This is a genomic window from Fibrella aquatilis (assembly GCF_017353255.1).
In the GTDB taxonomy this organism is placed as follows: Bacteria; Bacteroidota; Bacteroidia; order Cytophagales; family Spirosomataceae; genus Fibrella; species Fibrella aquatilis.
In genome coordinates, this window is the sequence record NZ_JAFMYU010000001.1 from 138,422 (window position 1) to 157,274 (window position 18,853).

9 protein-coding genes are annotated in these 18,853 nt (G+C 54.5%); 5 read left to right on the forward strand and 4 right to left on the reverse strand.

The features are described from left to right. Positions 1–63 precede the first annotated feature (63 nt). The 3 genes from J2I48_RS00560 to J2I48_RS00570 all read right to left on the reverse strand — a co-directional run bounded on the left by J2I48_RS00560 (position 64) and on the right by J2I48_RS00570 (position 8,452). The gene (locus J2I48_RS00560; protein WP_207333431.1) at positions 64–5,220 is read right to left on the reverse strand and encodes a translocation/assembly module TamB domain-containing protein; all 5,157 of its coding nucleotides are present in this window, start codon (positions 5,218–5,220) and stop codon (positions 64–66) included. A 139-nt stretch (positions 5,221–5,359) separates the two neighbouring features. Further along, complete coding sequence (locus J2I48_RS00565) at positions 5,360–6,562, reverse strand: molybdopterin molybdotransferase MoeA (protein WP_207333432.1); 1,203 nt, start codon at positions 6,560–6,562, stop codon at positions 5,360–5,362. Positions 6,563–6,616: 54 nt separating this feature from the next. Next, complete coding sequence (locus J2I48_RS00570; RefSeq protein ID WP_207333433.1) at positions 6,617–8,452, reverse strand: sensor histidine kinase; 1,836 nt, start codon at positions 8,450–8,452, stop codon at positions 6,617–6,619. A gap of 190 nt (positions 8,453–8,642) precedes the next feature. Between J2I48_RS00570 and J2I48_RS00575 the strand changes: the two genes are divergently transcribed. Together J2I48_RS00575 and J2I48_RS00580 are read left to right on the forward strand one after the other, a co-directional pair. Next, complete coding sequence (locus J2I48_RS00575) at positions 8,643–9,998, forward strand: GH1 family beta-glucosidase (RefSeq protein WP_207333434.1); 1,356 nt, start codon at positions 8,643–8,645, stop codon at positions 9,996–9,998. Positions 9,999–10,319: 321 nt separating this feature from the next. After that, positions 10,320–11,363, forward strand: coding sequence for a PD-(D/E)XK nuclease family protein (locus tag J2I48_RS00580; RefSeq protein ID WP_207333435.1), 1,044 nt, complete (start codon positions 10,320–10,322; stop codon positions 11,361–11,363). Between the two features lie 41 nt (positions 11,364–11,404). Here J2I48_RS00580 and J2I48_RS00585 read toward each other — a convergent pair whose 3' ends face one another. Further along, positions 11,405–12,004 (reverse strand): hypothetical protein, encoded by a 600-nt coding sequence (locus J2I48_RS00585; RefSeq protein ID WP_207333436.1) that lies wholly within the window; start codon positions 12,002–12,004, stop codon positions 11,405–11,407. 128 nt (positions 12,005–12,132) lie between these two features. On the opposite strand from J2I48_RS00585, the gene dnaE reads away from it, so the two are divergent. The 3 genes from dnaE (at position 12,133) to J2I48_RS00600 (ending at position 18,677) form a co-directional block, all read left to right on the forward strand. Beyond that, positions 12,133–15,753 carry a DNA polymerase III subunit alpha gene (dnaE, locus tag J2I48_RS00590; RefSeq protein WP_207333437.1) on the forward strand — a complete coding sequence of 1,207 codons (3,621 nt, stop codon included), beginning with the start codon at positions 12,133–12,135 and terminating at the stop codon, positions 15,751–15,753. Between the two features lie 335 nt (positions 15,754–16,088). Further along, positions 16,089–17,321 (forward strand): porin, encoded by a 1,233-nt coding sequence (locus J2I48_RS00595; RefSeq protein ID WP_207333438.1) that lies wholly within the window; start codon positions 16,089–16,091, stop codon positions 17,319–17,321. Positions 17,322–17,348: 27 nt separating this feature from the next. Continuing rightward, positions 17,349–18,677 carry an ammonium transporter gene (locus J2I48_RS00600; RefSeq protein WP_207333439.1) on the forward strand — a complete coding sequence of 443 codons (1,329 nt, stop codon included), beginning with the start codon at positions 17,349–17,351 and terminating at the stop codon, positions 18,675–18,677. The last annotated feature ends 176 nt before the right edge of the window (positions 18,678–18,853 follow it).

The window sequence follows — 18,853 nt, forward strand, 5'->3', positions numbered from 1 at the left end:
CGCGTCTGGGGATACGCGAGCGTCAGCCCAGACGCGGGACCGCCATTGTACATTGTACATTATTCATTGTACATTTTCTTTCTCCTCCTTCCTCCGCCGCACCAGGTCGGCCAGGGTGTTGAAATCGACGGTGATGACGAAGCCCACGCCGGTTTCGATCACGAAGCCCTCCAGGATGGTGCGGTCACTGTTGGACCGGCGGTAGGCCCGGAGTGCATAGCGACCGTCGCGGGTGATATTGTAGTTGAGCGACAGGTTGTCGAACACGGCGCTGTTGTTCTGAGCCTGCTTGATGTCTTCAGAGCCTTGCACCAGAAAATTCTTGCCTACGGCCACCGTGAGTCGTCCCTGCAAAAAGCTGCGCGAGAGGCCAATGTTCAGGTCGGTGCGGCTACCGGTGGCGCTACCCGTCTGGGCCTCGCCCGCCTGCGAATTGAGGTTTACGTCCAGATCGACTCCCTTAATCAGGCCCGACGCGAACTGCTGCAACTGCTGCGAAATGATCTTGCTCACGCTACTTCGGGCCAGGTCGGTAGCCGTGGCCCCCACGTTGAAGCCAGAGCCGGAATTAGTCGACGATTCGGCAATGAAGTTGCCCAGGATGAGCAAACCAAACACCTGCTTGTTCATATCGTTGGGGTTGGCGCGGAGGGCATCGAGCTTGCGGCTCACGTCGTCGCCTACCTGACCGAGGCGGCTGATGGTTTCTGAGGGGGCAATAATGTCGAAGCCAATGGTGGGTGCCGCCAGGTTACCGCTCAGCGTCAGGGCCACGTTGTAGGGCACCTGAATCTTAGCCAGCGGCTGGGTACTGCCCGACGTTTCGCTCGAAATCAGGGCATCGGATGTGGTGCGGGTCTGGTAGATGGCCGTCAGGTTCAGGTCGGCCTTGAGGGGGTCGCCGGTGAAGTTGATGTAGCCGCCTTTTTGCAGGGTAAATTCCCGTTGCAACACCTGGTAGGTGAGCGAATAACGGCCCTCCGTGACCTCGTAGCGCCCCAGAACGGACAACTCGCCGCTGGGCGACACGTTTACGGCCAGCCGCGCATTGCCCCGCGCCCGCAGGTTGTCGCCGTTCAGCTCGTCCACAATAATGGTGATCTCCGACTTCTCGTCGGCCTCCAGCGTCAAGTTAATGTTGGAGTTATTAAGCTGGTCGAACTGGAGGGGCGCAGCCACGGTGTCTTTGCGGGGGCGCAGGTATTTGGCCAGGGCCAGGGTGTCTTTGTGGTTAATAAACGTCACCGTCTGGCGGGCATCGTTCAGGCTGGCCTCGTCGCTGGGGAGCACCGTGGTCACTTTGGAGCCATCTTCCAGCCGCACGTTGCCATCTACCGACGGTGAGCCGCCTTTGCCCACAATGTGCAGGTTGGCCGACACCGACGCCTGCCCGTACAAAAAACCGTTGTCTTTGCGGGCGGCGTTCAGGGCCAGAAAATTCTGCGCCCGCATCCGCATATCGTACGACACGTCGGGGATGTTGCTTAGCACCACGCGTCCGTCGATGTTCAGGGCACGGCCCAGGGTGTCGCGCAGGTTGAAATCGGTAAACGTGATGGTCTGCCCCGACAACCGGATGCGCTCCTGGTCAATACGGTAGGTGGCGTTTAGCTGCTTCACGTTGAAGGCCACGGAGTCAAGCGAGATGCCGCCGTTGAGTTGGGGTGAGGTAGTACTGCCCAGAATATCGGCTTCACCGTGCAGCGTTCCCTTTGCCCGGCGCAGTTCGCCAAAGCTGAATGCCTCGATGGTGCGGGCATCGAGCCGGTTTAGCTTCAGCAAAAAATCGAGGGCGTCTTTGGGGTTGTTGGGGTTATAATAGCCCGATAGCCGGGCGTCATTGTCGCGACTTAACAGGCTGACATCCACCGAAATACGTCCATTAGATGCGTTGGCGAATTTGCCGTTTATGTTACCAATGGGTTTGTCCATTACCCGCAGGCTGTCTACGGTCAGATCGCCGGTGAAACTAAGGGGTTCGCCGCCCGGCTTCGAGAGGTAGTTGCTCACGACCACATTGCTGTTGAGCGTACCCGCCGCCAGGGCTGTATCCTGGTTGGCCACCGCCGCCAGGTCGCGTAGGTTCAGGTTGCGGGCTTCCACGCGCAGGGGCGCATTGGGAGTTGGGGTAGTGCTGTTGAGGCTAAGCGTCTGTTTACCCTGACTCAGCAGAAAGCCCTTGGCAATCACCCCGGCATCGCCATATTGCAGGTAGCCCGTGCTGTCGGAGGTCCAGGTGCGGTAGTTGGTCAGCAGGCCGCGCTGACCTATTTGCAAGCGGTAATCGTTGCCCGCCAAAGACACCAGCCCAGCCAGCCCATGCCGGTCTTTATTGAGCGAATCTTTGCTGATTAGCCCAAATGAAAACCGGTTGTTGGCGGCACTACCGGTAAGCTGAGTCGTATAGAATTTAAGGGAGTTGGTCTGCAACGAATTGAGCTGCCCCGCCACTGCCAGCTGATTATTGTAGGCAAGCAACCCCAATGACGACCCCTTTACCACGATAGTGTCGTAGTCGATAAGGCCCGTTTTCACGGTCATGGCCAAAGTAGTGTCGCGGGTATTGTCGATGTAAGCATTGAGCGACACGGGGTCTAGTTTGCGCAGGGCGGGCACAAACGCCTGCAACAGCGGGTGCTGCCGCACGTTGCCCGTGATGTAGAAGCTGTAGGGTGGCTGAATGGGTTTGTAGACCAAGCCCGGAATCTTGAAATACCGCCCAAACTCTGAGGCGATGATGTCGTAGAGGCGGGTGTATTCAAACTGTCCGCTCAACCCTAACTGCCCGAAGGGTAGACCCACCAACAGCGTTTTCCGGTCGGGATTCACCGTCCCGGCTTTCAGGTACAGCGTGTCGATGGGGTAGGTTTTGCCCTTCAGCGACACCACGGCGTTTTGCGCGTTCACGGTGCCTTCAGGCCGTCTGGGGTCCGTCGAGGTCATGTTTAGCTGAATAGCTCCTTTAATAGACAGTGGATCAGCGTAGAGTTTCAGCTTGTCGAGGTTCAGTTCGGTAATGTTTATGGCCCCGGTTATACTGGGGAAAGCCGTTTTCAGGCCCACGCGGGTGTCCAGTGCCAGGCGCACGTTGGGGTCGTTGATACCGCCTTTCACGGTCAGGATACCGTTGGTGAGCGTACCGTTAACATCGGCGTTTTTGTACGAATAGCCGTTCAACCCCGCCTCGTCGACCACCGCCCGGAAATTAGTCGACAGGGTTTTCGTGTCCAGCCCGCGCCCGTTGAAGCCCGCTCGTGCCGTGATCGTGCCAAACTGTTTGGGGTTCATGAGCCACTTGCCCGCCTCGAACTTTGTCAGCGACGCCCGGCCTTCGTACGCCTGGTTTTTGCCCGTATAAAAATTGCGCAACGTACCGTCGAAGGTGGCGTTGCCCCAGTTGGTGGCCAGTTTAGCATCGGCAGTGAGCGCGTCGAGCCTACCGCGAACGCGTCCGGTCAGCTTCAGGTTTGGGGCCAGAGCCAGCGAGTCGGGCAGGGTGCCTTTGGGAGCCAGCTTTTTCAAATCGGCGCGGGTGGTACGGGCATCGATCAGATTTATATCCAGGCCTAGTCGGTTGGGCGTGGTGACATTGGTAAAGCGCCCATTCATTTTTAGCACGGTGCCACCCAGCATGGTAAAATCGGCTATGGGAATGCGCAAGTCGGCCAGCGTGCCGCGCAGTTGCAGGTTAGCCCGTACCAACTCGCGGGCATTACCCGCCAGCGGGGGCGTAGTGGCCAGAAACGGGGCCAGCTGAATGACGTCGGCAAAGGCCAGCTGACTTTGGCGGAGGTTCAGGTACACCTTCACCCGGTTCAGGTTTCGGCCCTCGGTAGCACGCGACAACTGCCCGATAGAATCATACCTGATTTCGAGCCGGTCGCGCAAGAGTGACCCCGGCTGCCCCGGCGCACCCGTGCGGATAAACAGGTTCGAGAGTAGCGTTTGCTTGGCCCCGTACTGCGCATCGACGTCGACGTGTTGCAACACAAACCCCGACTTGTCGCTGAACCGTCCGCGCCGCAATTGCCCCGAAATCAGGTTCGGGCTGTAGAGCAGATTACGTCCTTCTATGCCCAGCCCTTTTAGGTCGAGGTGGCCATAGTCCAGCCCGCGTGGTTGCCGGGGTGCCGTCTGATCGTCGAACTGAATACGGTTGTTGGCAAACTGCACCCGCCCCAACCGAGCCACCCAGCCAGCGGGTTGCTGCGGCCCCGTTTTGACAGGCGGAGCAGTCGATGCCGGACCTGTTTTGGCGATGGCCACTCGTGCTTCTGGCGACCGCGCAAGGGCCTTGGGACGCTGTGGACGCAATAACGTAGCCGATACTTCCGAATTTAATAGCTGTAATGACTGAATGCCTACGTTTTCGCCGGTGAGGTAAAAATGGTCGCTCTCCATAGCCAGCTTACCCACTTTTCCGGTGGTGGCAAAGTCGGCAGTTTCCACGCGCACGTTCCAGAGCGCCCGCGTCAGCGCCCATTTACCCAGGCCCAGCGTCAGCGTATCGCCTGGTTCCGACGCCGCTGATGGGGGCGAAGGAATGCCTTCGTAGATGCGGCTTTTTACGTTCAGCCCGTCGGCGGTGAGGTCGCGGATGAGGTAGCGCGATTTAGCCACGTCGACATCCTGAAAATTCACTCGTAGGCTGTCTACATAGGCATTTACGTCTGCCCCGGCCATGTCGTCTTCGTAGCGGATCAGCACCTTGCGCATACTAGCCCCCGATAGGCTAATGGCTAACGGCGAGGCCGTGGTGTCGGTGGCGGGTTCGGCTACGGGCTTGGGAGCCAGCGAATCGACGGGGTTGAACGCGTCGACAATATATTGAAAGTTGAAGGGGGCAGTTGTGTCGCCTGGCTGGGCCAATTTCCTGGTAACGTGCAATTTAACCCCTTCTAATTGCACATCGTTGAGGCTCACTTTACTCTGCAATAAGGCCAGCATGTCTAGATCTACCCGCATATGGCGACCACTTAGCAGGGTGTCGCCTTGGGGTGTTTTGAAGAAAACATCGTCCATCTCGATCCAGTCGGGGATCCGATACCGGATGCTGCCAATGCGAAACGGGGCCTTTATTTTTTTGCCAAGGTAGCTGTTAACCTGCTGTGTAACAAAGCGTTGACCCCAGGACGTGGTGACCACAAGCGTAGCAAAACCAACCACCAGTAGCACGATGGCAAGTATGACAAGGCCGGTTGTCAGGAAAAAGCGTTTCACGAAGTGCGTTGAGTGTGTGAACTATCTACTCAAGGTATAACGCAGAAAGGGGGTGGGGTGTTATCGGTGGTGGTAAGTGATAAACGGTGAGCGGTGAGTTTACACTTATCACTTACCGTTTATCACTTACCACTAAACTTCACCCTATGCTCCACGCCTGCGCCACGGTGCCTGTGGGGAATAGGCTTTCATGGGGGGGGAGTTCAACAAAAGCGTCGGCGGCGGTGAGGTTTGTGAAGTCAGCCGAGCCGCTGCCGGGGAGGGGGTAAGCTAGCAGTTGGCCGTTTGGCGAATCTTCGATCCGGGCGGGGATGAAGTACGTCAGTTCAGGTTTGAACGTGACCGGCCCGGCCAGTTGTACAAACAGCGGCGGATCGGCGGGGCCACCCATGGCACGCTGCAAATAGGGCCTCACATAGCGGTAGAAGCACATGGTGGTAGAAACGGGATTGCCGGGCAGGGCAAACACCACTCGTTCGTTGCCCGCGCTGCTGCCAAACCACATTGGCCTACCGGGCCGCTGTTCGATCTTATGGAAATGACGATGGATGCCCAGACCGCTCAGGATATCGGGTACAAAATCGGCCTTGCCCGCCGACACGCCACCTGTGCTGATAAGTACGTCGTGAGTACTCAGCAGGGTGGAAATGCCCGTGGTGATGGTCGTAATGTCGTCGACAAACAGGTACACACCCGCGTCGATGCCCAGATCGCGGAGGGCGGCCTGCAACAGATATGCGTTCGACTGCCTGATCTGATGGGGTAGGGGTGTCTGGTGTATGTCTACCAGCTCGTCGCCGGTTGAGATGACCGCCACCCGTGGTCGCCGCCGCACCGAGACGCTCGTTTGCCCCACAGATGCCACGACCGCCAGATCGACCGGCCGCAACTGTACCCCCGCCGACAGCAGCACGTCGAGGGGTCGGCGGTCGGTGCCTTGCGGGTGCACGTTCAGGCCGCGTTGCACCTCGTCGTGGGCCGTCAGCGTGGCTGTGCCGTCTACAATAGAAAGGTCTTCGTACCGGATTACGGTGTCGGCACCAGGGGGCAAGATGGCCCCGGTCATCACTTCCAGGCAGGCTACAGGGTCGGGGAGGGGTTGTGCTGGTTCGCCCGCCCGTTGCGTACCCAGTATCGTAAACGCCGTTTTTCCGTCGGCCAGGGCATCGTAGTTAATAGCAATACCGTCCATGGCTACCCGGTCGAAGGGCGGAAAGTCGCGGTCGGCCACGATGGTTTCGGCCAAAATACGGCCCAGCGCTTTATCGAAGGGTACCGTTTCGGTTGTGAGGGTGAGGGGGTATCTGGCCAGAATAATATCGGCGTCGGCAGCAGCGAGCATGGGCGTTGGGAGAAAGGCCAAAAATAGAACAATATATATACAGGTAGTTGTGGGCTAAACGAGGGCCGTCAACTCAGGAATATGGAGCCGAAACAGGGTTCCCCGCGAGTGGTCAGCAACCAGGTTACTTGGCTGGATTGTCTCCATCCGCGTTGCAGTGGCCGATACCCTGACTAGTTCGGGACGAGCGTTTTCTACGGTAAGCGTTCCACCGAGCTGCTCACTGAGGCCCTTGATCAGTCGCTTGCCAAACGACGATGTGGGCTGATGCCAGAGGTCAAGGTCAATACCCGGCCCATTGTCGGCCAGTTGTAGCATTAGTCCACCGGCCTCCTTCATCAGCGAAATCGTCAGACTCGGTTTTGGCACGTGCGGGATGGCGTATTTAAAACAGTTCGTAAGAAACTCGTTGATAATGAGACTAATAGGAACGGCGGTGTCAATGTCGAGTACATCGACGTTGCTGGTGATGTGGAGATCCAGCGATTTCGAGGAATAGCCATAGGCTTGCATGGTGCTGGCCGTTAGCTCTTCTACAAACTTACCCATGTTGATGCTCGTTAGCTCCTCCGACTGGTAGAGTCGCTGGTGAATAAGGGCGATGGCGTCGATACGGCGCTGCCCTTCCTGAAACGCCTTGATGGCCTGTTTGTCTTCCAGCCGGTTCAGTTGAAGGCTCAACAACCCCGACACGATGGCGAGGTTATTTTTCACCCGGTGGTGCAGTTCGCGCATCACCGTCTGTAGCTGCGCCGCCTGTTCTTCAATGCGAGCCTTGTCGGCCAGAAGTTCAGCGGTACGGTCGACTACTTGTTCTTCCAGCGTTTGGGCGTAGCGGGTCAGTTCGGCGCGGGCGTCGTGTAGCGAACAGGTCATTTGGTTGAACTGCTGGGTGAGTATGCCAACCTCGTCCTGGGTGGTCTGTACAACCTGAACATTTAAGTCTCCGGCGTTGATGCGCTGCACCCCGTCGAGCAACCGTAATACGGGCTGGGTAAGGGTGGCGTGGATGAGGCGGGGTAGCAGGAGAAAATTAACCGCTGCCGTGCCGATGATAAGCAACGAAAGTTTCAGCAGGCTGTCTTGCTGTAGCAGCCGGGCGGGCAGATTCAGGATGTCTATAGGGGGGCAAAATACCAGCATAACCGTGAGCAGGATGGTGGCCACAATGATTTGTGCAAAGCCTATCTGCTTGATTTTAAGGCTGGTAGGGATAGCCGAGAAGTTGAGGTACACAAAGATTTCGGCCAGGTTGCCCGACCAGAGCAGCGTAGAGTACATCCAATAGCCCACGGTTGAATAGAAACCAACCGCCAGCACTACGAGGCACATAAATACGAACACACCGTTGACGGCTACCATCCAGCGAAGGCCTCTGGCGGTCTCTGCATCCTGGTGTCGTAGCCGAAACGCTTTCCGGGCACAAACGGTCAAGGCCCATACGTTGGTAAGGGAGCCATAGAGAAACCCGGCGGTGTTAAGCTGATCGATATTGCTGTTATTGAAAAACTCATTCCAGACTGTAAACAGGCAAAGTACAGCCCCAAGCCCAAACGAAATCACCCGCACTACGCGTCGCTCTTTGGAAAAGGTGTCGTCGAGAAAGAGGTAGTTGAACTGAATAAACGAAATCTCGACAAGCGCCAGGGCCGGAAACGTCCAGCAGGAGAGCAATATTTTGTAGGGTAGGCTACCGATATAGGTCGGGTGAACGGCGTAGTGAAAAATCTCGCTGGTTTGCCAGATGAACTGGAAAAAGTAGAAGATCAACAACCACCGGCGGCTCAGGCTTCGGCTGGGCGCATTCAGCACAAAGAGCCACATGTTGCCCACCACGAGGGCCAGGCTGAGGGCCATCAGGGAATTGGTATGGAGTAAAAAATAGGGCATAGAACGACAGAGGCTAGGTAGCACCGAAAAGTCACTGATAATCACAGGCTTTTCAGGAAGCAATATCTCCCTATTTTACGAAAATGTAACTCCGCATCGGGGCAGGGCTTAACACTTTCGTAACAAGCGAAACAGCCTTGTATTCAGGCTCATCTGCCAATTTGCATCCTTGATCTAAACGCAGCTTTTTTTGACAAGGACCATCCTGCGCCGCACCGACTTCGGGCCTGACTTTGTCTGGGGTACGGCTACCGCCGCGTTTCAGATCGAAGGAGCCACCATTTCTCACGGGCGGGGGCCATCGGTCTGGGACACGTTCACCCAAAAGAAAGGAGCTATCAAAACCGGCGAAAACGCGACGATGGCCTGCGATTTCTACCATCGCTACCCCACCGACCTAGCCCTGAACGGACAAATGGGGTTCAACGCCTTCCGGTTTTCCATTGCCTGGTCGCGCATATTGCCGCAGGGAGCAGGGCGCGTGAACGAAGCGGGGCTGGCCTACTACGACCGCCTTATCGACGAATGCCTCCGGCAGGGGCAAACGCCCTGGGTGACACTCTTTCACTGGGATTTACCCCAGGCACTGGAAGATCGCGGCGGCTGGATGAACCGCGAAATAGTGACCTGGTTTGCCGAGTACGTAGCCGTGGTGGTGAAAGCCTTTGGGCACAAAGTGAAGCACTGGCTGGTGCTCAACGAACCCTCGGCCTTTACGTTGCTGGGCTACCTGGTGGGGATGCATGCTCCCGGTCGGCGAAACTTTCGGGCTATTCCGGCGGTGATTCACCATGCCGCGCTGGCGCAGGCCGAGGGCGGGCGGGTGGTACGCAGCCTGGTGCCGGGTGCGGTGGTGGGCACTACCTTTTCGTGCTCTCCTGTCGAGCCGATGAATCCCGCCTCCAAGCGCGACCAACAGGCCGCCCGCCGCGCCGATGCCCTGCTCAACCGCCTCTTTGTAGAACCCACCCTGGGCCTAGGCTACCCCACCGCCGAGTTGTCGTTTCTCTCGTCTATGAAGCGCTTCATCCGCCCCGGCGATATGGAACAACTGGCGTTTAATTTCGACCTGATTGGGCTGCAGCATTATTTTCCCGTAGTGGCCGAATATTCCATGCTGGTGCCGTACCTGTGGGCCAAAGAAGTGTCACCCAACCGCCGTCAGGTGCCGGTCATTACCGAAATGGGCTGGGAGGTGCATGAGCAGAGTTTACTGCGTATTGTGCGGCAGTTTAGCCAGTATCCTGGTGATCATCAGCTCTTTATCGCCGAAAGTGGCTCGGCGTTTTATGACCGGGTAGAACAGGGGCAAGTAATTGATACCCAGCGTGCTGCCTACCACGTGCAGTGTCTGCAACAGGTCCGCCAGGCCCAGGCCGAGGGCATTCCCCTAGCTGGTTATTTTGTCTGGACGCTGCTCGACAATTTCGAGTGGGCCGAGGGCTACCGTCCCCGTTTCGGCCTTGTGTACGTAGACCACCGCACCCAGCACCGCATCATCAAAGCCTCCGGCCAGTGGTTTCGGAGTTTATTGTGTGGCGATTGATTAAGGGCTGGAACGTATTCGTAGCTAGATCACCAAGGGTATAAAGTAGTTGTAACTCCCATCCCTGCCCCATCGGGGCAACACAGCGCAGCGTTGGTAGCCTAGATCGCCACCCCACCACGTACCAAGTCCCGTTAGGGACGAAATAGCGTAGCGTCGGTTTGGGAACGCCTGGTATTGTCGCGTCCCTAACAGGACTTGGTTCGTATTGGGGGTGACTTCTATGCTACTCACGCTGCGCTATGTTGCCCCGATGGGGCAGTAAGGGGAGTTATCGCTGCCTTTCGCCTTTGTCTGAAAATTCTATCACACAAATTGACAATGACAACCAACCAAGACCGCCCAAATCTCTTCGCCTACGCCACAAGCGAACTCTCACAAGATGCCTTCATCTGCTGGCTCGCCGAATGGGCTGACCCTAGCTACAGGAACGCAGATCAAGCGCTACATCAAGCGGGGCAAGAGTTTATTGTTTCGATGGTAAGAAAAGTAAAAGCTGATTTTGAAATCAATGACATTGAGTCAGTTGATATAGTGCCACAGTTTCAAAAATTAGATATTTTAATCAAAATAAATAAAAATTCCCCTGATAAAATGGCTATTTTGGTCGAGGATAAAACGCATACCAGTAATCATTCAGGACAATTAGAGCGGTATCTTAAAGTAGTTGAAGAAGCTGGTTATCAGAAAGATCAAATGATCCCGCTCTATTTTAAAACGGGTTACCAGTCCAAGTTTGACACAATTGGTATATACAAAACATACTTACGCAATGATTTTCTGGCTGTGCTTCAAAAAGGAAAACGGCATGGCGTAGTCAATGCGATTTATGATGACTTTCTTGTCCACCTAACTGAAATCGACGCGCTTATAAAACATTTTTCAACCAAACCAACTGACAAATGGGAATACCACGACTGGGTTGGTTTCTTCACGGTTCTGTACGATCAACATTCCGCGTTAGGCAACTCGTCAGAGGATGATGGAGCCAACTGGGGGTACGTAGCCAACCCTGCGGGTGGTTTTGTTGGGTATTGGTGGTACTTCAAACAATTAGATGGTAGAGGCTTCTCTCCCTACTTGCAATTAGAAGAAGGAGAGTTGTGCTTTAAAATTATGGTTGATGAGCAGACAGACAGATCAGCGGTTCGCGAGGAGGCGTTTCAGGCAATAGTGGCGAATGCTCCCCATAGTAGCCCTACAGACTTGCGCCCAAAACGGATGGGTAACGGAAAATACATGACTGTAGCCCGCCTGGAAGATTATCGTGTCAAGGATTCCGATGGCTTGATAAAAATGGATGCCACGCTTGAAAACTTGCGAGAGGCGCAAGATATTTTAGATGCTGCTTTCCCAACTACTTGACATACTCAATACAGTATCACTTATAATAAGTAGGATTGAACCTAGTATTGCCGCATTCGCTCAACAATCCAGTCGAAAATACCCAATAATGTACCTGGTTGATTCAAATAATAACGCTTTGTATCAATAGTTACAATTTGATCTTCTAATGTCAGAAATTGCCAGTCTTCACCTGTGGTTACACAGCCATAAATAATTGGTATTGGATGGTCTTCTTTTATGTTAAATAACCTAGCACCCAGCATTTGGGCAACACATTGGCCTAAACCCAATTCGATGTTATCATTCTTAGCTTCGACCAATGAAAAAATGGGGGCCTGAACAACGTATGACGGATGAAAACTGATGAGGAAGTCACATTCACCATTCAGATCATTATCAGCATCAACGTTAAGATTATAGCCGGAGTAGATCTCGAATGTATTGGCATGACGTTCCTTAGCCTCGAAGAGAATAGGAGACACAATCCGCTCTGACTTAGCTTTTTCAGTTAGCATGACCGACTGATTGGCGATTTCTAAAGAGTGCGTAAGCCAGCTACTGAGGGTAACCGATTCAACATCAGGGAATAAGCGTTCGCGGCGCTCTTTGAGCTGAAATTGGCGGTACACTTTTGCCAGCGTAAAATTGGAATAGGCCATCAGAATGCGCGGTTTTTCATCAAATTTACAGGTAAATCCGCTTACCCTATGCAGTTCTCCCACCTCCATTGCCACACCCAGTACGCGCTGGCCGATGGTGGACAGCCTGAGATATAAACCAGTACCCTATGCAGTTCTCCCACCTCCATTGCCACACCCAGTACTCCCTGCTCGACGGGCAGGCTGATATTAAGAAGCTCATTAAGAAGGCGAAAGCCGATAATATGCCCGCCGTGGCCATCACCGACCACGGCAATATGTTTGGCGTGTTTGAGTTTGTGGCCGAAGCCGCCAAGCAGGGCATCAAACCCATTGTGGGCTGTGAATTTTATGTGGTCGAAGACCACACGATCAAGCAGTTTACGAAGGAGAAAAAAGACGTACGGTACCATCAGCTGCTACTGGCCAAAAATGCGCAGGGGTATAAGAACCTGGCCAAATTGTGCTCATTGGGCTACATGGAGGGGCTTTACGGCAAATACCCCCGCATCACTAAAGCCATGATCGAGCAGTATAAGGAAGGGCTGATTGCCTCCACCTGCTGCATCGGGGCCATGGTGCCCAAGACGATTTTGAAGAAGGGCGAAGAAGCCGGTGAGATCGAATTCAAGTGGTGGCTCGACCGGTTTGGTGAAGACTATTACGTAGAACTGCAACGCCACGAGATTCCCGATCAGATCAAGGCCAATCAGGTGCTGGTGAAGTTCGCCCGGAAGTACAACGTGAAGATTATCGCCTCCAACGATTCGCACTATGTGGATCAGGACGATTGGGTGGCCCACGATATTCTGCTGTGCGTGAACACCGGCGAGAAGCAGAGTACGCCCAGCATGAAGGAGTTCAGCGACGACGAGGCCATGCCCAAAAACACGCGCTTCGCCTTCTTCTCCGACCAGTTCTATTTCAAGAACACGCAGGAGATGACCACGCTCTTCCACGACCTGCCCGAAGCCATCGACAACACCAACGAGATTGTGGGCAAGGTGGAGACGCTGAAGCTGAAGCGCGACATCATGCTGCCCAACTTCCCCATCCCGAAGGAGTTTCAGCAGCACGCCGACGACGTGATGAATCAGTGGGAGTACCTCAAGCACCTGACCTACGAAGGAGCCAAAAAACGCTACGTCGATATTTCGCAGGAGGTGCAGGAACGACTTGACTTTGAGCTGTTTACCATCCGTACGATGGGCTTTGCTGGCTACTTCCTCATCGTGGCCGACTTCATTCAGGCGGGGCGAGACATTGGCGTGATGGTTGGTCCGGGCCGGGGTTCGGCGGCGGGGAGCGCGGTGGCGTACTGCATCGGTATCACCAACATCGACCCCATTAAATACAACCTACTGTTCGAGCGGTTCCTCAACCCCGACCGGAAATCCATGCCCGATATCGACACTGATTTTGACGATGAAGGTCGGCAGAAGGTGATCGATTACGTGGTTGATAAGTACGGCAAGCAGCAGGTAGCGGCTATTGTGACGTATGGTACGATGGCGGCGAAATCGGCCATCAAAGACGTGTCGCGGGTGATGGATTTGCCCCTCAACGACGCCAACGCCCTGGCCAAGCTCGTGCCCGACAAGCCGACCTACAACATGACCCTGAAACGGATTTTTGAAGATCCGATTGACGGGCCGGGGGGCCTAAGCAACATCATCTCGCCCGACGAAGTCGAAAACGTGCGGAAGATGCGGGCGCTGGAATCGGGCGATCAGAACACGGGTCGGATCATGAAGCTGATCGACACCGAGAAGGTGCAGAACGTACTGCAACAGGCGCGGCGGCTGGAGGGCACGGTGCGTAACACAGGCGTTCACGCGGCAGGCATCATCATTGCGCCAAGTGATCTCTCGGACATCGTGCCGGTGTCGACCTCGAAAGATACCAACCTGATTATCACGCAGTATGAGGGTAAGGTGATTGAAGATGCAGGGGTGATTAAGATGGACTTTCTGGGGTTGCGCAACCTCACCATCATCAAAGAATGCCTGCGGCTGATCAAACAAAATCACGGGCGCGAGATCGAGATCGACGATATTCCGCTCGACGACCCCGAACCGTACAAGCTGTTTCAGCGGGGGGAGACAAACGCCATTTTCCAGTTTGAATCCGACGGCATGAAGAAGTACATGAAGGACCTGAAGCCCGACCGGTTTGAGGACCTCATTGCCATGAACGCCCTCTACCGCCCCGGCCCGATCCAGTACATTCCCAACTTCATCAACCGGAAACACGGGCGCGAAGACGTGACCTACGATTTGCCGGAAATGGAGGAGTATCTGTCTGATACCTACGGCATCACGGTGTATCAGGAGCAGTTGATGCTGCTGTCGCAGAAGCTCGGCAACTTTACCAAAGGCGATGCCGACGTGCTGCGGAAGGCGATGGGTAAGAAAGACCGCGCCACGCTGGATAAGATGAAGGGTAAGTTTATGGACGGGTGCGCCGCCAACAAACTACCCGCCAAAGCCTGCGCCAAAGTCTGGACCGACTGGGAGGCCTTCGCCGCTTATGCCTTCAACAAATCGCACTCCACCTGCTATGCCTTCGTAGCTTACCAAACGGCCTGGCTCAAAGCCCATTACAAGGCCGAATACATGGCGGCGGTGTTGACCAGCTGCCTGGGCAACATCGAGAAAATTACCTTCTTCCTGGAAGAATGTAAGAACATCAACATTCCGGTACTTGGTCCCGACGTGAATGAATCGGAGCGGGTGTTTGGCGTAAACAAGAAAGGCGAGATACGGTTTGGGCTGGGGGCCATCAAAGGTTCTGGCGACGCAGCGGTAGAAAACATCATTGCTGAACGGACCGAAAACGGCCCCTTCCAGGACATCTACGACTTTATCACCCGCGTGAACCTGCGGACGGTGAACAAGAAAACCATTGAATCGCTGGCCTACGCCGGTGGGTTCGACGCCCTGGACCCCGACATCCACCGGGCGCAGTATTTCGAAATCGTGCCGGGCGACAATGCCACGTTTATTGAAAAGATCATTCGCTACGCCAACACCCACCATGCTGAGAAGGCTGCCTCGCAACAGTCGCTCTTTGGCGGTGGCGCGGGCAACGACGTGGCCATGCCGCGCCCAAAACCCGCCGTGGTCACGCCCTGGAATCAGATCGAGAAGCTCAAGTACGAAAAGGACGTGGTAGGCTTTTACATCACCGGCCACCCGCTCGACGAGTTTCAGGTGGAGCTGGAAGGGTTCTGTAACTGTACACTCGACAAAGTCTACGAAACCAACGCGCCCGATCTGCGTATTGGCGGCATCGTATCGGCGGTGCAGACGCGGATTGCCAAGAACGGCAACCCCTTCATGATCTTTAAATTGGAAGATTACCAGGGGTCGATGGAAATGACCCTCTTCGGTGACGACTACGCCCGCATGGCGCAGTATGTGGAAGTAGGCCTGTTTTTGCACGTGACGGGCAAAACCCAAAACCGATGGAACTCGGACCAACTCGAGTTCAAGCCGGTCAGTATCCGTTACCTGAGCGAGATCCGGGAGAAACTGTGCAAGGAACTCCTCATCACGCTCGACCTTGCCTGCCTGAGTGAATCACTGGTGGCGCAGGTGAACGAACTGCTGAAAGCACATCCCGGCACCTGTAGCCTGTCTATGAAAGTAGTAGACCCCACCGATGGGATTGCCATAAACCTACAGTCGCGCACGTTACGCGTATCGCCAGCCAACACATTGCTGAATGCCCTTCGGTCTATGGAAGGAATTCAATGTAAAGTAGCCTAAACTAGTTATTGTTGACTAAGTAAAAGAACCTGCCTATGCAGGTTTTTTTGTGTCATGACTGTAGAAATAGCATTAAAAAACTATTAGATATAAAGAAAACGTCAACCAAATAATATTTGGTATTTTTGCGATATGACAAAACAATACAAACGTTTGAAAAATCAGCCTATTCTTATTCATTTACCAAAATATTATGTAAATTTTCTATGAATATTCGTTTTTTGACTTGATATGTGCCCGTTTACACAGGAGAAAAGTTGCAAAGAATATTTTGATGGGTAAAATTTGTGCAATTCATTACTACAACTAAGGTCGAGACAGACAAAACAAAAAGGATGAAAAAACAACTTTTACTTGCATTTTCAGTAAGTGCCGCTTTCGCCGCTCAGGCTGGTGATACCACCGACGTTGCCAAGGCTAAAACTGTTGCTGCCGTGGCTACTGTTGCCCCCAAGGAAGGCGAAGACACGGGTAAATTTACCTTTTCGGGCTACCTCGACTTTTATTATTTCGGCAACTTCAACAACCCACAAGACCGACTCAATACTGGTGTCTTCGGCGCAGCACGGGCGTTCGATCAGCGGGCCGGGCAGTTTCAGCTGGGTATTGTGCAGGCCAAAGCATCATACACGTCTGAGAAGGTCGACGCGGTAATGGACCTGGCTTTCGGTAACAACGCCGACCTGGGCAACTATGGTAACACGATATCGTTGAATACAGGTGCCGCTACCTCCACGGCCCTGGCCATTAAGCAGGCGTATCTGACCCTGAAAGCCACCCCGAAACTGAGCTTTACGGCTGGTCAGTTTGGTACGCACATTGGCTATGAGGTCATCGACGCGCCGGTCAACTACAACTACTCGCTATCGAACCTCTTCAACAACGGTCCCTTCTATCACCTCGGTGTGAAGGCGCAATATGCGTTTAGCGACAAGGCATATCTGATGCTCGGCCTGGTTAACAACATCGACCGTAACTTCGATAATAATCGCGCCAAGGGGTTCATTGCCCAACTGTTTTTTGCCCCCGTCAGCGGCTGGAACGTCTATTTGAACACCGCTATTTCCAACGAAGCCAACGTGCGCAGTAAGCCCGATAAGAATGTCGGCACCGACACCACAGGTACCTACTCTATCTTCGATCTGACCACGACTTACCAGATCACGCCTAAATTTTTCCTGGGCCTGAACGCTGCTTATGGTTCGCAAACCGGTGGCTATCAGCAGCTTAACGCGTACGCCACGGGTACATATGTCGACAAGGCCACGAGTTGGGGCGGGGTAGCGGTATACACCAACTACGCTGTGTCAGACAAATTCGGTCTGGGTGCCCGCTACGAAGTCTTCGATAATACGGGTGGTGCCCGCGCGCTTACTGCCGCAGATGGCAGCGGTGTGTCGGTGAGTTCGATCACCATCACTGGCAATGTCACTACAGGTGGTGGGCACGTATTGCTGAAACCTGAATTCCGGGTTGACTCCTACAGCAAAAACAAGTTCATCGACGGCGACGGCAAGCTCACCACGAGTCAGGCCACGCTGGGTATGGCGGCGATCTTTAAATTTTAACCTCTACAACAAAACCAATATACTGTCATGCAAAAACCTGCTCTAATTCCTCTGCTCCTTCTGTTAGCGATCAGCGTCTGGGCTGTACTTAGTCCATCTGTTCCCACGCAAATTGTGACGGAAGGCATCAACACCGGCGACACCGCCTGGATGCTGATGGCCACGGCCCTGGTGCTGTTGATGACCCCCGGCCTTGCCTATTTCTACGGCGGGATGGTGAACAACAAAAACGTGATCTCTACCATGCTGCAAAGCTTTGTGGCCATGGGTGTTATCAGCATTTTGTGGGTGGTGGTTGGCTTCAGCTTGGCCTTCGGTGACTCAATCGGTGGCATTATCGGCGATCCCCGTACGTTCTTGATGTTCAAGGGCGTACTCGACGGTAAGCCCTGGTCGCTGGCAGCCACTATTCCGCTGGCCGTATTTGCATTCTTCCAGTTGAAGTTCGCTGTAATCACCCCCGCGCTTATCACCGGCTCGATGGCCGAGCGGATCAATTTCCGGTCGTACGTACTGTTTATGATCCTCTTCAGTTTGTTCGTCTACGCTCCGTTGGCGCACTGGACCTGGCACCCAAGTGGCTTCCTCTTCAAGCTGGGCGTGCTTGACTTTGCTGGTGGCACCGTGGTACACATGTCGGCGGGTTGGGCTGCCCTGGCGGGTGCCTTGTACCTGAAACGTCGTCAGTCGCACGTAGAAGCCGCTATTTTGCCACCTGCCAACATTCCGTACGTGCTGTTGGGCACGGGTTTGCTGTGGTTCGGTTGGTTTGGTTTCAACGCTGGTTCGGCAGTAGGTGCGTCACCACTGGCGGCCACGGCCTTTGCTACGACAAACACAGCAGCCGCTGCGGCGGGTCTGGGCTGGGTACTGTTCGACGCCGCCCGTGGTAAGAAAGTATCGGCACTGGGTTTCTGTATTGGTGCGGTGGTGGGCCTGGTGGCTATTACGCCGGCGGCTGGTTTTGTGACGGTGCCGACAGCCATTTTCGTGGGTACGATTGCCTCGATGGTGTCGAACTACGTGGCTCACCTGCGGTCTAAATCAACGCTTGATGATACGCTCGACGTGTTCCCCTGCCACGGTGTTGGTGGTATGGTGGGTATGCTGATGACGGGCATCTTCGCCAGCAAAGGCGTTAACTCGGCCGTAACGGTAGAGGGCCTTGCCTTCGGCGAAACGGGCTTGTTCACAACACACCTGATTGCTCTGGTAGTGGTATCGGCCTTTGCGTTTGGCATGTCGTTGCTACTCCTGAAAGTAACCGACATGATCCTGCCCCTGCGCGTAACCGAAGCCGACGAAAAAGAAGGCCTCGACATCAGTCAGCACGACGAGTTCTTGATTGATGCGTAGAGGAAGTTCAAGGTTCAATGTCTAACGTTTAACGTTGCTTCGCGTTCGGCGTAACAGCGCGAAGCAACGTTAAACGTTAGACATTGAACTTTGAACCAAAATATAACAGCAGACCCACAGGCTTAGGTGGTGTCGCCAACTCCGGTTGTGTGCACATCGAACTGTGGTTTTGTTGT